This window comes from Haloferax sp. AB510 (assembly GCF_024136985.1).
In the GTDB taxonomy this organism is placed as follows: domain Archaea; phylum Halobacteriota; class Halobacteria; order Halobacteriales; family Haloferacaceae; genus Haloferax.
Genome location: NZ_JAMYJY010000011.1, coordinates 1 through 20,769 on the forward strand (window position 1 = coordinate 1; position 20,769 = coordinate 20,769).

The window sequence follows — 20,769 nt, forward strand, 5'->3', positions numbered from 1 at the left end:
CGAGCGACTGCGCCGCGACGACCGGCGGGGCTCCGACGACCCCGACCGGAACCGCGGCGACGACGACCACGCCCGGCGCGGGAGACGGGTCGACCGGTCCGACGACCGGTCCCGTCTCCGGCGTCGAGTGAGCGTGGCACCCAAGCTCGACGCGTCGTTCGGCCGATCCGTACTGTCGGCCGATTCGACAGATAACACCCGTTAGAGACTTCTTTGCATTAATTTCCGTCGCGTAATTTTCGACGGCTTTAATACTATCCGTCGACCAGCCACGGATGTAATGAGCGACACCATCACCGCGGAAGACCCGCTGAGCGGAGAGGAAATCGAGCTGCCGGCCGACGTCGAAGTCGGCGAAATCATCGACAGCCCCGCCACGGGCGCAGAGCTTGAGGTCGTCTCCCTCGACCCCGTGACACTCGAAGAAGCGCCCGAACTCGAAGAGGACTGGGGAGAGTAAATTGCACGTTGGACTGCTCTATTCCCGGATTCGCCGCGACGAGAAGCTCCTGCTCAACGAGCTTCGCGACCGCGGCCACGAGGTGACGAAGATAGACGTTCGGAAAGAGCAGTTCGACCTCACGGAGCCGCCGGAATCGTTCGACGGGCTCGACGTGGTGGTCGACCGCTGTCTGGCGACGAGCAGGAGTATCTACATCACGCGCTTCCTGCAGTCGTACGGAATCCCGGTCGTCAACTCCCACGAGACCGCCGACATCTGCGCCGACAAGGCGAAAAACAGCCTCGCGCTCGCGGACGCGGGCGTTCCCACGCCGAACACGAAAGTGGCCTTCACGGTCGACTCGGCGATGGAAATCGTCGAGGAGTTCGGCTACCCCTGCGTCCTCAAGCCGGTCGTCGGCTCGTGGGGCCGCCTGATGGCGAAAATCGACTCCGAGTCGGCCGCCGAGGCCATCCTCGAACACAAGTCGACGCTCGGCAACTACGAGCACAAGGTGTTCTACATCCAGGAGTTCGTCGAGAAGCCGGGCCGCGACATCCGCGTGCTCGCCACCGACGGCGAACCCGTGGCCGCGATGGTCCGCTCGTCGGACCACTGGCTCACGAACGCCGCGAAGGGCGCGAGTGTCGAGGAGTTCGAACTCGACGACCGCGCGAAGGAACTCGTGAAGCAGGCGTCCGACGCGGTCGGCGGCGGCCTGCTCGGCGTCGACCTCATGGAAGCGGGTGACGATTACACCGTCCACGAGGTCAACCACACCGTCGAGTTCAAGGCGCTCAACGACGCCGTCGAGGCGGACGTTCCCGCGACGGTCGTCGACTGGCTCGAAGCCAAGGTCGACGGCGAGCAGTCGCTGGCGGAGGTCTCGGCGTGAGCGACCAACTCACCGCGGGCGTCGTCGGCGGTTCCGGCTTCACCGGCGGCGAACTGCTCCGCCTGCTCGACGGCCACCCGAACTTCGACGTCGAACAGGCGACGAGCCGCTCCTACGAGCGCAAGACCGTCGGCCACGTCCATCCGAACCTTCGTCACCTCGACCTCCGTTTCACCTCGCCGGAGGACCTCGAATCGGTCGACGTGCTGTTCACGGCGACGCCCCACGGCGTCTCGATGGAGCACATCGACGCCTTTCAGGACGCGGCGGACACCGTCGTCGACCTCTCTGCGGACTTCCGTCTCTCCGAGGCGGCGCAGTACGACGAGTGGTACGACGGCCACGTCTGCCCCGAATACCTCGAACAGTCGGAGTACGCGCTCCCCGAACTGAACCGCGAGAACCTCCCCGGCGCGGACCTCATCGCCGCGGGCGGCTGTAACGCGACCGCGACGATTCTCGGCCTCAAGCCGCTTTTCGACGCCGGCATCCTCTCCGGCGACGAGCAGGTCGTCGTGGACGTGAAAGTCGGCTCGTCGGAGGGCGGCGCGGGCGCGAGCAAGGCGTCGTCGCACGCCGAGCGCTCGGGCATCGTCCGCCCCTACGCGCCGACCGGCCACCGCCACGAGGCCGAAATCGAGGAGTACCTCGGCCTCTCGGTCTCGTTTACCGTCCACGCGGTCGACATGGTCCGCGGCGCGGCGGCGACCTGTCACGTCTTCCCCGACGGCCCCGTCTCGAAGGGCGACATGTGGAAAGCGTTCCGCGGCTCCTACGGCGACGAACCGTTCATGCGCACCGTCGCCGGCGGCGGCGGCGTCTACCGCTACCCGGAACCGAAGTCGGTCGCCGGGACGAACTTCGGCGAGGTCGGCTTCGAAATCGACCCCGGAAACCGACGACTCGTCGTCTTCTCGGCCATCGACAACATGATGAAAGGCTCCGCGGGGCAGGCGGTCCACGCCGCCAACATCGCGCTCGGGCTGGACGAGACCGCCGGACTCGACTTCACCGGCTTCCACCCCATCGGCTCGCCCTGACCGCACCGCACCCGAACGCTCGCCCCCGACACACTATTTACGCACCATTTCGACTATGACAGGATACACACGCGAGGAACTGCTCGCGGCACACGAACAGCTCGTCGACAACGAAGCGAATCTACTCACCGATGGCGGCAAGGAGCCGCCGGTCGTCGTCAAAATCGGCGGTGCGAAGGCCGTCGACCCGCAGGGAGCCGTCTCCGACGTGGCCCACCTCGTCGCCAACGGCACCGACGTGGTCGTCGTCCACGGCGGCTCGACCGCAGTCGACGAGACGCTCGAAGAACTCGGCGAGGAGCCGACCTACGTCGAGTCGCCCTCGGGCGTCTCCGGCCGCTTCACCGACGAGCGCACCATGGAGGTCTTCTCGATGGTGATGCCGGGCAAGCTCAACACGGACCTGACCGCGCTGTTCCGCGAGGCGGGCGTCGACGCGCTCGGCCTCTCGGGCGTCGACGGCGGCCTCCTGACCGGCCCGCGCAAGTCGGCCGTCCGGGTCGTCGAAGACGGCAAGAAGAAAATCAAGCGCGGCGACCACTCCGGGAAGATTACCTCGGTGAACGCGACGCTCCTCGAAACGCTCCTCGACGGCGGCTACACGCCCATCGTGACCGTTCCGATGCTCGCCGACGACGGCGTACCGGTCAACGCCGACGCCGACCGCGCCGCCGCCGCAGTCGCGGGCGCGCTCGGCGCGAAACTCGTCGTCCTCACCGACGTGAAAGGCGTCTACGCCGACCCCGACGACGAATCCACGCTCATCGAGACGGCCGACACGCCCGAGGAGTTCTCGGCGCTCGAATCGGCCGCTGAAGGGTTCATGACCAAGAAGGTCATGGCCGCGAAGGAGGCCCTCGACGGCGGGGCCGCCGAGGTCGTCGTCTCCGACGCGAACCTGAACGACCCCATCGTGACGGCGCTCAACGGCGGCGGCACGCACGTGACGCCCGGCGCGCTGGTCGAAGCTGGGGGGGCCGAACAATGAGCGGCTTCGTCTTCAACGAGAAACCCATCGCCATCGAGTCGGGCGAGGGGCCGTATCTCTACTCGGACGACGGAACCGAGTATCTCGACTTCGGCGCGAGCTACGCCGTCGCGGCGCTCGGCCACTCCCACCCCGCGGTCACCTCCGCGATTCAGGAGCAGGCCGCGAAGCTGACCTACGTGCAGGCGTCGTACCCCGTCGAGGTCCGCACCGAACTCTACGAGAAGCTGGCGACGCTCGCGCCCGGCGACATCTCGAACGTCTGGCTCTGTAACTCCGGCACGGAGGCAAACGAGGCGGCGATGAAGTTCGCCCGCTCGGCGACCGGCCGCCAGAAAATCGTCGCCACGAAGCGCGCCTTCCACGGCCGCACCCTCGGGAGCCTCGCGCTCACGTGGAAACAGAAGTACAAGAAGCCCTACGAGCCGGTCGCCGGCGGCGTCGAGTTCGTCAGCTACGGCGACGAGGAGGAACTCGCCGAAGCCGTCGACGACGAGACGGCCGCGGTCTTCCTCGAACCGATTCAGGGCGAAGGCGGCATCAACCCCGCGACGACCGAGTATCTCCAGACCGCCCGCGACCTGACCGAGGACGCGGGTGCCGCGCTCGTCTTCGACGAGATTCAGACCGGCATCGGTCGCACCGGGTCGCTGTGGGCCTGCGAGAACGTCGGCGTCGTCCCCGACATCCTGACGAGCGCGAAGGGCATCGCCAACGGACTGCCGCTCGGCGCGACGCTCTGTGCCGACTGGATTGCGGACGGCGCGGCCTCCCACGGCTCGACGTTCTCCGGCGGCCCCGTGGTTTGTGCGGCGGCGAACGCCACCCTCGACACCATCGTCGAAGAGGACCTGCCCGGCCACGCGGCCGCGGTGGGCGACTACCTCACGACGGAACTCGAAGCGGCCGTCGAGGAACACGATCTGCCGGTCCGCGAGGTCCGCGGTGACGGCCTCATGATCGGCGTCGAGGTCAAACGCGGCGCGAACCGCACGCTGAAGCACCTCGCGCTGTCCGAACAGTTGCTCGCGCTCCCCGCGGGCCGGACGGTCGTCCGGTTCCTGCCGCCGCTCGTCATCGAGGAGGAGCACGCCGACCGCGCGGTCGACGCCATGACGAACGTGTTATCATGAACGCCGAAATCGAACGCGAAGACGACGAGGCGGACGTGGAGAAAGCGGGAGCGGCCGACGCCGACGCCGACACCACCGCCGTCTCGGACACCAGTACCGACGCCCTCGACGAGGGCGAGTGGGCCGACGCGCGCCACCTCCTCTACGACATGGTCTCGACGCCCTCGGTGTCGGGCGAGGAGGAGGCGGCCGCCGAGGTCCTGAAAGCGTTCTTCGAGGCGCACGACCGCGAGGTCTGGATAGACGAGGTCGGCAACGTCCGCGCGCCGGCCGACGACGCGGTGCTTCTCACCTCCCACATCGACACCGTCCCCGGCGACGTGCCGGTGAAAATCGAAGACGGCGTCCTCTGGGGTCGCGGCAGCGTCGACGCGACGGGGCCGCTCTGTTCGATGGCCGCGGCGGCCGTCGAGACGGGTGTCTCGTTCGTCGGCGTCGTCGGCGAGGAGACCTCCTCGCGCGGCGCGTGGCACCTCGTGGAGGACCGCGAGGAGCCCGACGCGGTCGTCAACGGCGAACCCTCGGGCTGGGACGGCGTCACGCTCGGCTACCGCGGGTTCCTCTCGGGAACGTACATCGCGACGAGCGAACTCGGTCACTCCTCGCGCCCCGAGGAGAACGCCATCCAGTCCGCGGTCGCGTGGTGGTCCCGCGTGGCCGACTTCTTCGACGAGGAGCGCGACGGCGTCTTCGACACGGTGACGACCAAGCCCGTGACGTTCGACGGCGGCCCGACCGACGACGGTCTCGCGGTCGAGGCGACGGTTGACGTACAGTTTCGCGTCCCGCCGCGGCTCTCCATCGACGACGTGCGCGAGGTCGCGGAGGGCGAACTCACCCGCGGCGGCGTCCACTGGAACAAGCCCATTCCGCCGGTCATGATGAGCCCCCGCACCGACGTGGCGCGGGCGTTCCGCGTCGCCATCCGCAACGTCGGCGGCGTGAAGCCCCGGCTCCTCCGCAAGACCGGGACCAGCGACATGAACATCTTCGCCGGCACGTGGGACTGCCCCATGGCGACCTACGGCCCCGGCGACTCGGACCTCGACCACGCTCCGAACGAACACCTCGACCTCGCCGAGTTCGATAGCGCCATCGACGTGCTCGTCGACGTGTGCGAGCGCCTCGCTGACGACTGAGGCGACCGAGTGGCGGCGACTGACTGGCCAAGACGACGAACCGACACGGAGACACGACACACGACACAATGCTCGAAACCACCCACTTCACCGACATCGACGACATCAGCGCATCGGAGTTAGACCGCGTTCTCACCCGCGCCGCCGACATCAAGTCCGGCGACGACGAGACGCAGCTTACCCGAGCGACGCTGGCGATGCTCTTCGAGAAGCCGAGTACCCGGACGCGTGTCTCCTTCGAGACGGGGATGACCGAACTGGGCGGCCACGCGCTGTTCCTCGGCCCCGAGGACATCCAGCTCGGCCACGGCGAGCCGCTTTCGGACACTGCGCGCGTGCTGGGTCGCTACGGCGACGCCATCATGGTCCGCCTGTTCGACCACGAGGACCTGCTCGAAATCGCCGAGCACTCCGACGCGCCGGTCATCAACGGCCTGACCGACGACGCCCACCCCTGCCAGACGCTCGCCGACCTGCTCACCATCCGCGAACACGTCGGCGACTTCGACGAGGTACAGGCCGCGTGGGTCGGCGACGGCAACAACGTCGGCCAATCGTTCGTCCTCGGCTGTGCGATGGCCGGCATCGACCTCACCGTGGCGACCCCGCCGGAGTACGGCGTCGACGACGACGTGCTCGAAAAGGCGGACGAACTCGGCTCGGCCCCGACGATTACGACCGACCCCGAGGAGGCCGTCGCGGACGCCGACGTGGTCTACACCGACGTGTGGATTTCGATGGGCCAAGAGGACCAGCGCCACGAGAAACTGCAGGCGTTCGAGGGGTTCCAACTCAACGAGGACCTGCTGTCTGACACCGACGCGAAGGTCATGCACTGCCTGCCGGCCCACCGCGGCGAGGAGATTACCGGCGACGTGCTCGAAGGCAAGCGCTCGCTCGTCTGGGACCAGGCGGAGAACCGCCTGCACGCCCAGAAGGGCCTCATCGTCGAACTGCTCGAAGAATAAGCGGGTCTGCGGCGGTCGCCGCTCTTTTCAACATCTCATAGGACGCCGTCGAGCGCGGGACCACCGGTGTCGAGGGCTCCGAGCCTTTTAATCGGATGGCGGCCGAGATTCTCCCGTGGCCCACGCCAACGGCGCACCCGACGACGGCGACGCGGACGGAGCGTGGCGGTTCTTCCCGTACGACGAGCCGTACCCCAATCAGGAGGCGGCGATGGCCGGCATCGCCGACGCCCTCGCCGACGAGCGGAACGTCCTCCTCGAAGGGGCGACCGGGACCGGGAAGACCATCTCCGCGCTCGTGCCCGCGCTCTCGTACGCCCGCGAGCACGACAAGACGGTCGTCATCACGACGAACGTCCACCAGCAGATGCGCCAGTTCGTCGAGGACGCCCGCGCCATCACCAGAGAGGAGGCCATTCGCGCGGTGGTGTTCCGCGGGAAGTCCTCGATGTGCCACATCGACGTGGGCTTTCAGGAGTGTCAGACCCTCCGCGATACGACGCGAAACATCGTCGAAAAGGAGTCCGACAAGGCCGAACTCTCAGAGCAGGCGCAGTCGCTCCTCGACGGGATGCGTGAGGGCGACTCCGGCGCGGCCGACGCGCGGAGCGCCGTCACGGACGAACTCGACAGCATCGACGACGAACTGGAGGAGTTGAAGGAGGGCAACTACTGCGAGCACTACTACAACAACCTCGCGCGGAACACCGACGAGTTCTTCCAGTGGCTGTTCGACGACGTGCGGACGCCCGACGAGATTTTCGAGTACGCCGGGAGACAGAACCTCTGCGGCTACGAACTGCTCAAGGAGGGCATGGAGGGCATCGACCTCGTCGTCTGCAACTACCACCACCTGCTCGACCCGATGATACGCGAGCAGTTCTTCCGGTGGCTGGACCGCGATCCCGACGACGTGATTACGGTGTTCGACGAGGCGCACAACATCGAGAGCGCCGCCCGTGACCACGCCAGTCGCGCGCTCACCGAGAACACGCTCGAAAGCGCGATGAACGAGCTGGAAGACGAAGACGACTCGCGGGCTGAGAGCGCTCGCAACGTCATCGGGACGTTCCTCGACTCGCTGCGCGACAGCTACGAGGAGGCGTTCGGCTTCGGCGAGCGCGAGCAGGTCGGCGAGAACTGGTACGACCTCTCTATCGCCAATCAGGGCCGCCGCGACGACCTGACGATGGACTTTCTGCAGTCTTACGAGGGCCGCGGCATCGACGTGGAGGTCGAACTCGCGCTCCAGTTGGGCAAGCAGTTGGACGAGCAGTACGAAGACGCGTACAAGAACGGCGAGGCGACGACGCGCAAGGAGTGCCAGACGCTGCAGGCCGCGAACTTCATTGCCGACTGGACGGAGATGGGCGGCGAACTCGGTCGCCACCCGATGCTGTCGGTCCGCCGCGACGGAGGTACCGACGAGATTTACGGCCGCGCCGAACTGTACACCTGCATCCCGCGAGAGGTCACGAAGGAACTGTTCGAGGAGGTCCACGCGAGCATCCTGATGTCGGCGACGCTCCGCCCGTTCGACGTGACGGAGGGTACTCTGGGCCTCAAAAACCCGGTGACGATGGCCTACGGCCTCGAATACCCCGAGGAGAACCGTCGGACGTTTTCGGTGTCGCTGCCCGCGCTGTTCTCTTCCGAGCGCGACGACCCCGGCACGCAGCAGACAATCGAGGAGATGTTGGCCGACGCCGCCACGTTCACGCCGGGCAACACGCTCGTGTTCTTCCCGTCGTACGCCGAGGCGGAGCGCTACCACGAGCGCCTGCGGGCGAACCCGGACATCGACGCGGAACTGTTCTTGGACGAACCGGGCGTCCGCGCCGAGGAGATGCGCCGGGAGTTCGTGGGCAAGGACGGCGCGGTGCTTCTCACCTCGCTTTGGGGGACACTCGCCGAGGGCGTGAGCTTCGACGGCGACGACGCCCGAACCGTCGTGGTCGTCGGCGTTCCCTATCCGCACCTCTCCGAGCGGTTGGAGGCGGTACAGGACGCCTACGACCGCGCCTACCGCGGCAAGAAAGACGCCGGCTGGCGCTACGCCGTTGAGATTCCGACGATTCGGAAGACCAGACAGGCGCTCGGGCGGGTCATCCGCGCGCCCGACGACTTCGGTGTCCGCGTGCTGGCCGACAAGCGCTACACCCGCGAGAGCTCCTCGATGGGGAAGTACGGCGTCCGCGGGTCGTTCCCGGTCGAAGAGCGCGCCGAGATGGTCGACATCGCGCCGAACAAACTCAAGTTCGCCATGCTGAACTTCTACAACGACCACGACGCCTACGACGGCGACCCGCCGCGGCCCTGAGCGGGTCGCACTCGGCACGAAAAGTCGGTCGGGACCGCCGTGCAATTCTTACCTGTTCGAACCAACACAGGGTGATGAGTGCGACCCCTCCCGGACCGAAGGGCCTCCCGTTGTTCGGCGCGAGCAGACAGTACGCCCGCGACCCGTTTACGTTCCTGACGGCCGTCGCGGACGCCTACGGCGACGTGGTCCACTTCGACCTCGGCCCGCTCGACACCTACATGCTCACGAACCCGGCGGACGTCGAGACGGTGCTCGTGAGCGAGGCGTCGAAGTTCAGAAAGCCGCAGTTCCAAGACCGCGCCATCGGCGACCTGCTTGGCGACGGCCTGCTCATGAGCGAGGGCGCGACGTGGAAGAAACAGCGCCAACTCGCCCAGCCGGCGTTCGACGTGCGGCGCATCTCGACGATGGCCGGCATGATGACCGACCGGACGGAGTCGATGCTGTCGTCGTGGGGCGACGGCGACGTGGTCGACGTGCAACTGGAGATGGCGCGGCTGACCGTCGAGATAATCGTCGACGCCATGTTCGGCACCGACCTCGACGACGAGCGCATCCGGCGGGTACAGGAGAACCTCGAACCGCTCGGCGCGCGGTTCGAACCCGACCCGTTTCGGTTCCTGACGCCCGACTGGGCCCCGACGCGGGAGAACCGCCAGTACAAGGAGGCGCTGTCCGAACTCGAATCGCTCGTCTGGGACATCGTCGAGGAGCGCCGCGGGACCGAGTACGGCGAGACGCCGGCGTCGTCGGTGCCGGCCGAGGCGACGGGCGACGACCGACCGATGGACCTGCTTTCGATTCTGCTCCGCGCCTACGACGAGGGCGAGCAGACCGAGAAGAGCCTCCGCGACGAGCTGATGACGATGCTCCTCGCGGGCCACGACACGACGGCGCTGACGCTGACGTACGCCTGGTACCTGCTCTCGCAACACCCCGAGGCGGAGGCGAAACTCCACCGCGAACTGGACGAGGTGCTCGGCGGGCGGACGCCGACGTTCGAAGACGTACGAGAACTGGAGTACACCGAACGCGTGCTGAACGAGGCGATGCGGCTGTACCCGCCGGTGTACGTCATGTTCCGCGAGCCGAAAGTGGACGTTCGCCTCGGCGGCTACCGCGTCCCCGCCGGGTCGGCCATCATGCTCCCGCAGTGGGTCGTCCACCGCTCGGAGCGCTGGTGGGACGACCCGCTTTCGTTCGACCCGGACCGCTGGGCACCCGAGCGGGCCGGCGACCGCCCGCGCTTTGCGTACTTCCCGTTCGGCGGGGGGCCGCGCCACTGTATCGGCAAGCACCTCTCGCTCCTCGAAGGGCGGCTCATCCTCGGTACCGTCGCCCAGCAGTACGAACTCGACTACGTCCGCGACGAGCCGTTCTCGCTTCGCGGGTCGCTGACGATGCACCCCGAAGAGCCGATGGGGATGCGGCTCCGGGCGCGCGACTGACGAGGCGGAGCGGGGCGGGGCGGCACACCGAGGGTCGTCGCTCCGCCGACGGCGACGGCGGTCGAATCCCCGCCGTCAGGCCGGAAGCGAAATCGAGGCCGCGGTCTCGCGGAACGACGAGTCGTAGATGTCGAGCTGCGAGACGGTCCACTCGACGGGCTCGATGGACTGGCTCGCGACCGCGCGGGCGTCGGCGAGACTGCCGCCGCGGGCGAGCGTGACGTGCGGGACGTAGTCGTCGCCCTCCAGTCCGTCGACAGCGCCGAACTCGTCGGTGAGCGCGCGGTGCAGGTCGGCGAGGCCGGGGCTCTCGACAGCGAGATAGACGACCGGCGCGGCTCCGCGCGGCGGCGCTTCGAAGAACCGGATATCGGTCACGCGGGCTTCGAACGCCGGTTGACCGGCGAGCGCGCGCCGCAACTGTTCGTGCAAGCGGTCGAGCTCAGTGTCTTCGAACCGCTTGCAGACGAGCGTGTGTCGGTCGCGAACCCGGTCGAACGGGGCGAGGTACGGAAACAGGTCGGACGCGAGGCGGGCGACCCGCCCCGGAACCGGGACGTTCAGACTGTACACGCCCGTGACTCACGCGAGAGACACAAAGGCGTATCGTCGCCGCGGAGAGTCAGATTCGGTCGAGCAGCCAGAGAACGATGAGCGCCGCGACGACGAGTCCCAGAATCGGCTGGAGCGGTCCGAGCAACGCGCCGAACAGCCCGAGCACCTCGCCGATGATTTCGAGGACGAGCCAGACGAGGACGAGCAGGAGGATGATTTTCAGCAGGTCCTCCACGTCGATTCGGCCGCGGTTGGTTCGCATACCGGGCGGTGGGGCGTTCGCGGACAAATAGTTGGTGGCCGGGTGGCCGAGTAGCCGGCTAGCTTTATTCCGCCTCGGTGTCACTCTCCACCATGGACAGCCTGTTCTACCAACTCGGGAAGCTCTCGGCGTCCTCGTCCTCGTCGTCCTCCTCGTCGGGCGCAGGGCGGGTCGATAGCGAGCCCGGCCGAATCCCGCGTTGGCTCGGTCCCCTCGCGGTCGCGGTGATCGTCTTCGGCATCGCCGTCGTGGTCTTCCCCGTCACGCCGCTGACGCTCGCGGGATACGTCGTCCTCGCGCTCGCCGTCGCCGCGGTGTACGACGCGGTCGAAATCGTGCAGGCGTACGAAAAGCGGACGCTCACCGTGTTCGGCGACTACAAGGGTATCCTCGAACCGGGGCTGAACGTCGTCCCGCCGTTCGTCTCGAAGACCTACCGCTTCGACATGCGAACTCAGACGCTCGACGTGCCCTCCCAAGAGGCCATCACGGAGGACAACTCACCCGTAACGGCTGACGCCGTCGTCTACATCCGCGTGATGGACCCCGAACGCGCCTTCCTGCAGGTCGATAACTACCGCCGGGCCGTCTCGCTGCTCGCGCAGACGACGCTGCGGGCCGCCCTCGGCGACATGGAACTCGACGACACGCTGGCGCGACGCGACCACATCAACGCGCGCATCCGCAAGGAACTCGACGAACCGACCGACGAGTGGGGCGTCCGCGTCGAGTCCGTCGAGGTCCGCGAGGTCAACCCCAGCGCCGACGTGCAGCAGGCGATGGAGCAGCAGACCTCCGCCGAGCGCCGCCGCCGCGCCATGATTCTCGAAGCGCAGGGTGAGCGTCGCTCCGCCGTCGAGACTGCGGAGGGTGAAAAGCAGTCGAACATCATCCGCGCGCAGGGTGAAAAGCAGTCGCAGATTCTCGAAGCGCAGGGTGACGCCATCTCGACGGTCCTCCGGGCCCGCGCGGCGGAGTCGATGGGCGAGCGCGCCATCATCGACAAAGGCATGGAGACGCTTGGGAACATCGGCACCTCGCCGTCGACGACGTACGTGCTGCCGCAGGAACTCACGTCGCTGCTCGGTCGCTACGGGAAGGGACTGACCGGCTCCGATGTACAGCAGGCCGCGGGCCTCGAAAGCAAGGCGTTCGACGAGGAGACCCGCGAACTCCTCGGCCTCGACGACATCAGCGAGATACTCGGTGAGTTGGACGGCATCGAGACGGCGGACATCTCCGCGGACGCGGTCGACATCGAAATCGAAGACGGCGGCGTCGAGGCTGAACGGGTCGAGTAGGCGAAAAGTCGAACACGCGAAGCAGTCGCGATTCCACCGACGCGCGAGGGGCCGGTGCAGCGTCGTGTCCGGTCTGCGGGGCGACCGGCGCGAGCCCCGTCGTCCGGCCGTCGCGGTTCGGCGAGGCGCGAGACGGACCTGAGACGGGAGGCCACTCGGTACGTCGGCTTCGGGGTCGCGACTGGTTCCCCGTCGTCGTCCAGTCGAACGAGGGTCGGAACCCTCGGGAACGTTCCCCCGAACGCGGGCGAGAGACGGGCGTCGGCGTCCCACCACCGGTCTGCGGTTCACGCAGACACTATTCGATACGTAATAAACACTATTAATTGCCTAGGTTGTTGAAATGTGAGGGGAGTTTGTCGACAATCGACAACCCGAGCGATTAATCGCCTTTATTTCTATTTTTCACGACGTAGAATAATTTAACCACGTCCGACACCGACCGTGTGGTATGCAACAGCAATCGTCAGTCGGCACGCGGTCGCTATCGGCGTCCCGCGCCGAGATGAGCGAGATTTTGATGCCCAACGACACGAACAACCTCGGACGCGCTCTCGGGGGGCGGATTCTGGAGTGGATGGACGTCTGCGGGGCCATCGCTGGGCGACGCTTCGCCGAGCGGCAGGTGGTCACGGCGTCGATGGACCACGTGGACTTTCTCGCACCCATTGACGTGGGTGACGTGGTGACCGTCGAGGCGTACGTCTTCGACACCGGTCGCACCAGTATGGACATCAAGGTCGACGTGACCGCCGAGCGACCGAGCGAGGGCGACCGCCGCGAGACCATCACCTCCTTTTTCACCTTCGTCGCGCTCGACGACGACGAGAAGCCGATTCCGGTCCCTGACCTCGTCTGCGACTCCCAAGAGGAGCGCGAGCTGCGCGACTCGGCGCTTCAGAAGCGCCGCGAGCACCGCGCCGCGCTGGCAGAAGAGTTCGAGTAACACGGACCGCGAGCGAGTCGCGGGTCCTTATTCTTCGTCCGCCGCGCGGACGGTCAACACCGGCGCGTCCGACTGCCGGACGACGCGCTCCGTGACGGAACCGACGAGGTAGTGGTCGAGGCCGGTTCGACCGTGGGTCGCCATCACGACGAGGTCGACCTCGGCGTCGGCGGCGTAGTCGACGATAGTCGAGTGAGGCACGCCCTCCTCGACGATGCGTTCGGTCTCGACACTGTCTGGGAGCGCCTCGACGGCAGCGTCGGCCGCCGACTCCGCGCGGTCGAGTTCGGACTTCTCCCACACGTCCGGCGCGATGCCGGCCGAGGGCGACTCGAAGCGGTTGCGCGAGTCGGCCACGGACAGCACGTGGACCGTCGCGCCGTACGTTTCGGCGAGGGTCGCCGCGTGTTCGATTGTCGCGTCGGTCGCGTCGCTACCGTCGGTCGGAAGCAGGATGTGGTCGTACATGGGTGAGGGTTCAGAATCGAGGACTGTGAAAGTGGTGCCGGTGAAAACGGTTCGAGTGGGTCGTTAGATGCCCAGCGCCATCAGGAACAGCGCAATCGAGATGACGGCGAAGAGGACGCCGACGAAGTTCTTGATGACGTCAGTCTCCAGCGCGTTCGACACGTAGGGCGCGATTTGGCCGCCGAGGACCGTCGCGGGGACGGTGAACACGACCATGTTCCACGGCGTCGTCGCGAGACTCAGCGAGTGACCGCCGACGATGCCGCCGCCGAAGACGTGGACGAGCGACGCCAAGATGGCGGTCAGCGCGACCACGATGTGGTTCGTACCGATGGCGACGCGGACGGGAACCTTCGTGCTGAGCATCGAGATGATGCCGAGTTCGCCGACGCCGAAGCCGGCGAGCCCCTGGAACATCCCGCCGACGCTGTAGTTGGCGAAGCGGCGCAGGTAGCCGCCGCGGGTGTACGTGTAGTCGTCGCCCTCGCGGTCGACGCGGGTGACGGTCCCGTCGTCGGCCGTGTGGACGCCCGCGGGGCCGAGCTTACCGGGGTCGTTGGGGAGGCTCGCGGAGACGGTGCCGCCGTCGGTGGCCGCGGCGTGGTCGGAGTCCGACGAGCCGGGTTCGTCGTGGCCGAGGTCGGCGTTGAACAGCAGGTACGACGCGGCGAGCAGCGCGATTCCGAGCAGCGCGTGGAACACCACGTCGGGGATGACGAACGACAGGAGCGCGCCGCCGACGACGAACGGAATCGACCCGCCGACGAGCGTCAGCGCCAGTCGCCGGTCGACGAGGCCGTACTGGATGAAGGCGACGGCCGAACTGGAGAGGCCGAACGCCTCGCTGATGAGGCCCACCTTCACCAGCGTCGACGAGTCGAGCGGGTGCGCGAAGAGGGGGAAGATGAAGATGAGGAACGGGACGAAGAGCGCCGACCCGCTGATGCCGACCGTGTTCACGATGGTCGCGCCGGTGAGGAACACCGGGAACAGCCACCAGTACTGGAGCCAGTACTCCATGCCTGCACCCGACGGCGTCGGTGCCATGGTGAACACCGAGACGAGGAACAGCAGGGGAGCGATGAACACGAGGATGTGTTGGTACTTCAGGAACGACTTCTGAACGTGACTGAGAGACTGAGAGCTCATGGTTCTCGTTGTTGTCAGTTCGCAGTAGCGTTCGCGTGCACTCGCGTGGAGTGACGCGTCGAAAACAGCCCGTTTGCCGAGTCATCAGCGGCACCGACCCGCGCGCGTTCACCGTCTCCCGAGGATGCGACCGCGTCGCACACCGGGTGGACCGGCGTGCGGTGGTCGCCCGAACTGTCGAGCACGGAGTGCTCGAATCCGCGGACCATTCAGGTAATGCCTCCGTTGGGGTAGGCGTGGTGAACGGTGTGGATTGCAGGCTCGTCCGCCGAGGTGCGGATCACGGTGGAACGGGCATAGCGAGGTCGGGCTAATAAGTCTTGATGTCGACCCCCCAATTTGGGTACGGTCCACACACCGACGCGCGTCGAAAAACCAGTAACATGTGTTTCTATCCAAAATCTGTGCTCAGTCGTTGGGTTCGAACGCCCGTCTGACCAGCGCCCGTTCGGTCTCGTAGGTGAGCCGTTCGAGGGCCTCAGCCGGGGAGAGCCACTGGCGCGCGTCGACCTCGCCGTCGGGTTCGAACGGGTGTTCGTCGACGACGCGCATGTGCCAGACGAACACGCCCTTCGGGCCGCTCCGCGTCCCCGCGTCGTCGGGGATGCGGTACTCGTAGCGCCCGGCGAACCGGCCGCAGTCGACCGTACAGCGCGTCTCCTCACGGACCTCTCTGACGGCGGTCTCGACCAGCGTCTCGCCCGGTTCGAGTTTCCCCTTCGGGAGCGACCAGTCGTCGTAGCGCGGCCGGTGGACGAGACAGAGTCGGCCGTCGTCGCGGCAGAGGAGGCCGCCGGCCGCGAACGTCAGGGTTGGCGGTGACGACACGTCCGGTCAGAACTCGTCCGGCGGCGTCAGGCCGTCGTCGCCGTCGCCGTCGCCGTCGTGTTCGTCGGGGTACTCGGGCGCGACGCCGTCTTCGAGCGCGTCCACGTCGAACTCGCGGCGGAGGTTCTGGATGCGGTCGCGGATGTCGGCGGCGAGTTCGAACTCGAGGTTGTCGGCGGCCTCCTGCATCCGGTCTTCGAGGAAGGCTATCTGTTCGACCGCCTCGTCGGCGTCGGCGGGGGCGTCGCCGGAGACGCCGCGGGTGTCGGTCTTGCTCCCCGGCAGGTTCGTCTCGCCGACCTCCTTTTCGATGGTCGTCGGCGTGTAGCCGTGTTCCTCGTTGAACTCCTGTTGGATGCGGCGGCGACGCTGCGTCTCGGAGATGGCGGCCTCCATCGCGTCGGTCATCTTGTCGGCGTAGAGCACGACCTCGCCGTTGACGTTGCGGGCGGCGCGCCCCATCGTCTGGACGAGCGTGGTCTCGGAGCGCAGGAAGCCCTGCTGGTCGGCGTCGAGGATGGCGACGAGCGAAACTTCGGGGATGTCGAGGCCCTCCCGGAGGAGGTTGATGCCGACGAGCACGTCGATGTCGCCGAGGCGGAGCGACCGGATGAGTTCGTGGCGTTCGAGCGTGTCGGTCTCGTCGTGCATGTAGGCCACGTCGACGCCGGCCTCTTCGAGGTACTCGGTGAGGTCCTCGGCCATCCGCTTCGTGAGCGTCGTGACGAGCACGCGCTCGTCGCGGTCGATGCGCTCGTCGATGCGGGCCATCAGGTCGTCGACCTGGCCGGTGGCCTCCGTCACCTCGACTTTCGGGTCCACGAGGTGGGTCGGTCGGACGATTTGCTCGACGATTTGGTCGGAGTGCTCGCGCTCGTAGTCGCCGGGCGTCGCGGAGACGAAAAGCGCCTGTCCGACGGTCTCTTCGAACTCCTCGAAAGTGAGCGGGCGGTTGTCGTAGGCCGTCGGCAGGCGGAAGCCGTTCTCGACCAGCGAGTCCTTTCGGGACTTGTCGCCGGCGTACTGGCCCTTGATCTGCGGGAGCGTGACGTGTGACTCGTCGATGACGGTGAGGAAGTCGTCGGGGAAGTAGTCGAGGAGGGTGTAGGGTGCGTCGCCCGGCTCGCGGTCCGAGAGGTGGACCGAGTAGTTCTCGATGCCGGAGCAGTGGCCCGTCTCGCGGAGCATCTCGATGTCGAAGGTGGTACGCTCTTCGATGCGCTGGGCGGCCACGAGGTCACCCTGTCGCTGGAAGTGCTTCACCCGCTGTTCCATCAACTCCTCGATTTCCGAGATTGCGCCTTCGAGCTGTTCTTCGGGGATGGAGTAGTGCTCCGCCGGGTGGACGAGCACGGCCGGTTCCGACGACTTGACCTCTCCCTCCAGCGGGTCGAGCTTCAGCATCCGGTCGATTTCGTCGCCCCAGAACTCGATGCGGACGGCGTAGCGGCCGTACATCGGGAACACCTCGACGGTGTCGCCGCGGACGCGGAACGTGCCCTGCCGGAAGTCCACGTCGTTGCGCTCGTAGTTGAGGTCGACGAGCGCGCCGAGCAGTTCGTCGCGGTCTATCTGCTGGCCGACCTCGAGTCGGAGGGACATGTCGGTGTAGTTCTTCGGGTCGCCGAGGCCGTAGATGGCGGACACCGAGGCGACGACGATGACGTCGTCGCGGGTGAGAAGCGACCGGGTCGCGGAGTGGCGGAGTCGGTCGATTTCCTCGTTTATCGACATGTCCTTGTCGATGTAGGTGTCGGTCTGTTCGATGTACGCCTCGGGCTGGTAGTAGTCGTAGTAGGAGACGAAGTACTCGACCGCGTTGTCGGGGAACAGCCCCTTGAACTCCTCGTACAACTGGGCGGCGAGCGTCTTGTTGTGCGCGAGGACGAGCGTCGGCTTCTGAATCTCTTCGACCACCCACGAGACGGTGTTGGTCTTGCCGGAACCGGTGACACCGAGCAGGGTCTGCACGTCGGCGCCCTCGCGGAAGCCGCGGGCCAGCGCCTCGATTGCCTCGGGTTGGTCGCCCGCGGGGTCGAAGGGGGCGTCGACGCGGAATTCACGGTCTGCGTCGGGTCTGTCGGCGGACAGGGGACCGGACTCGCTCATTGCCCGTCCTTGGGTCGCGGCGTACTTGAGCGAGGCGGTGCTTGTCGCCGGAGGAACGGTTTTGGGCCGGGCTATCGAATAATCCAGTATGACGCGAGCCGAACTCGAACGCGCGAGCAACCTGCTCAAGGAAGCCGCCGAGGCGACCGAGGGCGACGTGCAGGAGCGACTCTACGAACAGTCCGACCAGCTCGCGAAGCTGGCGACGCGCGAGCAGGGACCGGACCACGGGCGACTCGCCCGCCACATGACGGTCCTCCACGAACTCGCCGAGAACCTCGACGGCGACGTCGCCGAGACGGTCCGCGAGGCCCGAAGCGAGGTCCTCGAATACCGCAAGGGAGTCCCCGGCGTCTGACGACCGTCTGACAAACCCCCTCGTTTCTACTGGAGCTCTCCCGTTACGCCGCGCGTCGGCGCTGTCGGCACTCGGGGACTGAGGGCTCAGATTTTACGGCGAGTGGGTCGCTCCGCGACCCGGAGATGCGAAAGAGCGAGTGAGTTAGCAGACGTTCTTCGGCTTGACGCCCATGCCTTCCAGCGTCTCGACGTACTCGTCGTAGGCGGCTTCGACCACCGCGTCGGCGGCCTCGCGGGCGACGGCGTCGTCTTCGACGAGGTCGTCATGGTGGCTTCGAGCGTGTCGAGTTGGTCGTTGAGGTCGGACTTGAGCGTGCGGAAGTCGTTGGCGGCCATCGGGTCCGCGTCGCCGACGAAGAAGCCGACCATCTGCTCGACGGTCTTCAGCGACACGAGCGCGCGGGCGAGCGCGCCGCCGAGGCGGCCGTCAGTCGTCTCGAACTCGGCGAGCACGTCGTAGACGTTCGGCTTCGAGCCGTCGGGCTCCGCATCGACGGCGTCGGCGTGCTCGCGGGCAGTGTCGGCGAGGTCAGAAAAGAGCGCGGCAGCCTCGTCGTTCGGTTCGTCGTCCGCCCACCAGTCGAACAGGTCGGCGGCGGCCGCGGCCTCGGACGCGGCGGCCGTGCGGACCGCGTCGCCGTCCATCTCGCCGCCGGTGACGGCGTACAGCGCCTTCGAGGAGCCCAGTCGGGAAAGCGGCGTCTCGTGGTCGTCGCGGAGGGTGTCGAGGAGTTCGGACATACGCCCCCGTATGTTCGTCTCGGGTTTGTACCCATCGGCGGCGGCGAGTCCGGCGCGGGTCCGCGACGGCCCTCCACGGTGACCGTGACCGTCGGTTCCGGCCGGAGCCTCGACAGCCGATGAGTCGGGCCTCACCCGACATTTGACCGATCCGAACTCGTCCGAATATTAAACATTATATATTGTATTATCATGAAGTAATCCGGGCTATGACAAACGCTATCAGGCAGGCGGCGGAGCGCAGTTCGGAACTGGTCGAACAGTACCTCCCCGACGCGTTCCTGTTCGCCATCATCCTGACCGGGGTGGCGTTCGTGCTGGCGCTGGTGTCGGTCGCGCCGGCCGAGGGGGTCGGCGCGGTCGGACACGCCGGGAACCTTCTCATCGACGGCTGGTACGGCGGCTTCTGGAACCTGCTTTCGTTCGGGATGCAGATGACGCTCATCCTGATGACGGGCTACGCGCTCGCGCAGACGAAGCCCGTGGACTGGCTCCTGACGCGCCTCGCGGGCGTCCCGAACACCGAGCGGGGCGCGGCCGCGATGGTGCCGGTCGTCGCCGCCGCGGCGTCGTTCGTCCACTGGGGTCTCGGCCTCGTCGTCGGGGCGCTGTTCGCCCGGAAGATAGCGACCGAGATGCGCGGCATCGACTTCCCCATCGTCGTCGCCGGGGCGTACTCCGGGTTCGTCGTCTGGCACGGCGGTCTCGCGGGGTCGATTCCGCTCCTGTTGAACACCGAGGGGAACTTCCTCATCGAGGCGGGCATCCTCGACACGACGTTCGGCACCGGCGGGACCATCTTCACGGTCGCCAACCTCGTGTTGGTCGTCGCGGTCGGCTTCCTCTTCCTGCCGGCGCTGTTCGCGCTCATGTACCCGAGTGACGACGCGAAGAAGACGCCCATCGACCCCGCGGAGTTCGAGACGGCGACCGACGGCGGCGAGCAGGCGACGGGCGGGTGGGCCTCCACCGCCGTCCCCGAGGACGCCTCGCTCGCGACGCGCATCGAGCACTCGCTCGGCATCGGCGTGGCAATCGGCCTCGTCGGCCTGCTCGCGGTCGGCCTGTACTTCTTCGAGGGAATCCAGAACGGGACGATGCCGTGGAACAACCTCAACCTGAACATCGTCAACTTCGGTTTCCTCTTCCTCGGCCTGCTGTTCCACGGGACACCCAAGGCGTACATCGAGGCCATCGTCGAGGCCGTCGAGAACGTCTGGGGCATCATCCTCCAGTTCCCCTTCTACGCGGGCATCATGGGCATCATGGCCTACGCGCCGGAGGGCTCTGTCAGCCTCGCCACGCAAATCGCACAGGGCATGGTCGCCGTCGCGCCCGACGGGACGCTCCCGGCCTTCGCCTTCTTCACCGCCGGTCTCGTGAACTTCTTCGTCCCCTCCGGCGGGGGCGAGTGGGCCGTCATCGGCGAGACGCTCGTCACGGCCGCGAAGGCGTCCGGCGAGTCCATCCCGCGGGTCGCCGTCGCCGCCTCGTGGGGCGACGCGTGGACCAACATGATTCAGCCCTTCTGGGCCATCCCGCTGCTCTCCATCAGCGGCCTGTCCGTCCGCGACATCATGGGCTACTGCGTGATGGTGCTTCTCGGCGCGGGCGTGCTCGTCGCCGTCGGCATCAGCGTCCTGCCGATGTGAACCGCAAAAAGAACCGTACAGT

Annotated in this window: 19 protein-coding genes and 1 pseudogene; 13 read left to right on the forward strand and 7 right to left on the reverse strand. The window is 66.9% G+C overall.

Going from position 1 to position 20,769, the window contains the following annotated elements:
• The first annotated feature begins 280 nt into the window (after positions 1-280).
• The 9 genes from lysW to NKF06_RS03700 all read left to right on the forward strand — a co-directional run bounded on the left by lysW (position 281) and on the right by NKF06_RS03700 (position 10,376).
• Positions 281-460 carry a lysine biosynthesis protein LysW gene (lysW, locus tag NKF06_RS03660; RefSeq protein WP_004045057.1) on the forward strand — a complete coding sequence of 60 codons (180 nt, stop codon included), beginning with the start codon at positions 281-283 and terminating at the stop codon, positions 458-460.
• 1 nt (position 461) lies between these two features.
• Positions 462-1,337, forward strand: a complete 876-nt coding sequence (lysX, locus tag NKF06_RS03665) for a lysine biosynthesis protein LysX (RefSeq protein WP_253244554.1) — start codon at positions 462-464, stop codon at positions 1,335-1,337.
• Positions 1,334-2,377, forward strand: coding sequence for an N-acetyl-gamma-glutamyl-phosphate reductase (gene argC, locus NKF06_RS03670; RefSeq protein ID WP_058827975.1), 1,044 nt, complete (start codon positions 1,334-1,336; stop codon positions 2,375-2,377). The genes lysX and argC overlap by 4 nt, the downstream gene beginning before the upstream one ends.
• Before the next feature lie 55 nt (positions 2,378-2,432).
• On the forward strand, positions 2,433-3,365 hold the full coding sequence (locus tag NKF06_RS03675; RefSeq protein ID WP_253244555.1) for an acetylglutamate/acetylaminoadipate kinase: 933 nt from the start codon (positions 2,433-2,435) through the stop codon (positions 3,363-3,365).
• Positions 3,362-4,498 carry an acetylornithine/succinylornithine family transaminase gene (locus tag NKF06_RS03680; RefSeq protein WP_253244556.1) on the forward strand — a complete coding sequence of 379 codons (1,137 nt, stop codon included), beginning with the start codon at positions 3,362-3,364 and terminating at the stop codon, positions 4,496-4,498. The genes NKF06_RS03675 and NKF06_RS03680 overlap by 4 nt, the downstream gene beginning before the upstream one ends.
• Positions 4,495-5,637, forward strand: a complete 1,143-nt coding sequence (locus NKF06_RS03685) for a [LysW]-lysine hydrolase (protein WP_253244557.1) — start codon at positions 4,495-4,497, stop codon at positions 5,635-5,637. The genes NKF06_RS03680 and NKF06_RS03685 overlap by 4 nt, the downstream gene beginning before the upstream one ends.
• A 68-nt stretch (positions 5,638-5,705) precedes the next feature.
• On the forward strand, positions 5,706-6,605 hold the full coding sequence (argF, locus tag NKF06_RS03690; protein ID WP_253244558.1) for an ornithine carbamoyltransferase: 900 nt from the start codon (positions 5,706-5,708) through the stop codon (positions 6,603-6,605).
• Between the two features lie 115 nt (positions 6,606-6,720).
• A complete protein-coding gene (locus tag NKF06_RS03695; protein ID WP_253244559.1) occupies positions 6,721-8,925 on the forward strand; it encodes a helicase C-terminal domain-containing protein in 2,205 nt (734 codons plus the stop codon).
• 74 nt (positions 8,926-8,999) lie between these two features.
• On the forward strand, positions 9,000-10,376 hold the full coding sequence (locus NKF06_RS03700) for a cytochrome P450 (protein ID WP_253244560.1): 1,377 nt from the start codon (positions 9,000-9,002) through the stop codon (positions 10,374-10,376).
• A 75-nt stretch (positions 10,377-10,451) separates the two neighbouring features.
• On the opposite strand, the gene NKF06_RS03705 is transcribed toward NKF06_RS03700, so the two are convergent.
• Entirely contained in the window at positions 10,452-10,949 is a 498-nt protein-coding gene (locus NKF06_RS03705; RefSeq protein WP_058827475.1) for a 2'-5' RNA ligase family protein, read from the reverse strand.
• 49 nt (positions 10,950-10,998) lie between these two features.
• Entirely contained in the window at positions 10,999-11,193 is a 195-nt protein-coding gene (locus NKF06_RS03710; protein ID WP_004974006.1) for a hypothetical protein, read from the reverse strand.
• Positions 11,194-11,285: 92 nt separating this feature from the next.
• Between NKF06_RS03710 and NKF06_RS03715 the strand changes: the two genes are divergently transcribed.
• Complete coding sequence (locus tag NKF06_RS03715; protein WP_253244561.1) at positions 11,286-12,494, forward strand: SPFH domain-containing protein; 1,209 nt, start codon at positions 11,286-11,288, stop codon at positions 12,492-12,494.
• A gap of 451 nt (positions 12,495-12,945) precedes the next feature.
• Complete coding sequence (locus tag NKF06_RS03720) at positions 12,946-13,440, forward strand: acyl-CoA thioesterase (RefSeq protein WP_058827474.1); 495 nt, start codon at positions 12,946-12,948, stop codon at positions 13,438-13,440.
• 27 nt (positions 13,441-13,467) lie between these two features.
• On the opposite strand, the gene NKF06_RS03725 is transcribed toward NKF06_RS03720, so the two are convergent.
• The 4 genes from NKF06_RS03725 to uvrB form a co-directional block, all read right to left on the reverse strand.
• On the reverse strand, positions 13,468-13,908 hold the full coding sequence (locus NKF06_RS03725; RefSeq protein ID WP_058827473.1) for a universal stress protein: 441 nt from the start codon (positions 13,906-13,908) through the stop codon (positions 13,468-13,470).
• 63 nt (positions 13,909-13,971) lie between these two features.
• Positions 13,972-15,057, reverse strand: coding sequence for a sulfite exporter TauE/SafE family protein (locus NKF06_RS03730; RefSeq protein WP_253244562.1), 1,086 nt, complete (start codon positions 15,055-15,057; stop codon positions 13,972-13,974).
• Positions 15,058-15,465: 408 nt separating this feature from the next.
• A complete protein-coding gene (locus NKF06_RS03735) occupies positions 15,466-15,885 on the reverse strand; it encodes an NUDIX hydrolase (RefSeq protein ID WP_253244563.1) in 420 nt (139 codons plus the stop codon).
• A gap of 6 nt (positions 15,886-15,891) precedes the next feature.
• Positions 15,892-17,994: an excinuclease ABC subunit UvrB gene (uvrB, locus tag NKF06_RS03740; RefSeq protein WP_253244564.1), complete on the reverse strand. Its 2,103-nt coding sequence runs from the start codon at positions 17,992-17,994 to the stop codon at positions 15,892-15,894.
• An 88-nt stretch (positions 17,995-18,082) separates the two neighbouring features.
• Between uvrB and NKF06_RS03745 the strand changes: the two genes are divergently transcribed.
• Positions 18,083-18,352, forward strand: coding sequence for a hypothetical protein (locus NKF06_RS03745; protein ID WP_042665326.1), 270 nt, complete (start codon positions 18,083-18,085; stop codon positions 18,350-18,352).
• A 144-nt stretch (positions 18,353-18,496) separates the two neighbouring features.
• On the opposite strand, the pseudogene NKF06_RS03750 reads toward NKF06_RS03745, so the two are convergent.
• Positions 18,497-19,095: pseudogene (locus tag NKF06_RS03750) on the reverse strand (transcription antitermination protein).
• 209 nt (positions 19,096-19,304) lie between these two features.
• Between NKF06_RS03750 and NKF06_RS03755 the strand changes: the two are divergent.
• On the forward strand, positions 19,305-20,747 hold the full coding sequence (locus NKF06_RS03755) for a TIGR00366 family protein (protein ID WP_253244565.1): 1,443 nt from the start codon (positions 19,305-19,307) through the stop codon (positions 20,745-20,747).
• Positions 20,748-20,769: the final 22 nt, after the last annotated feature.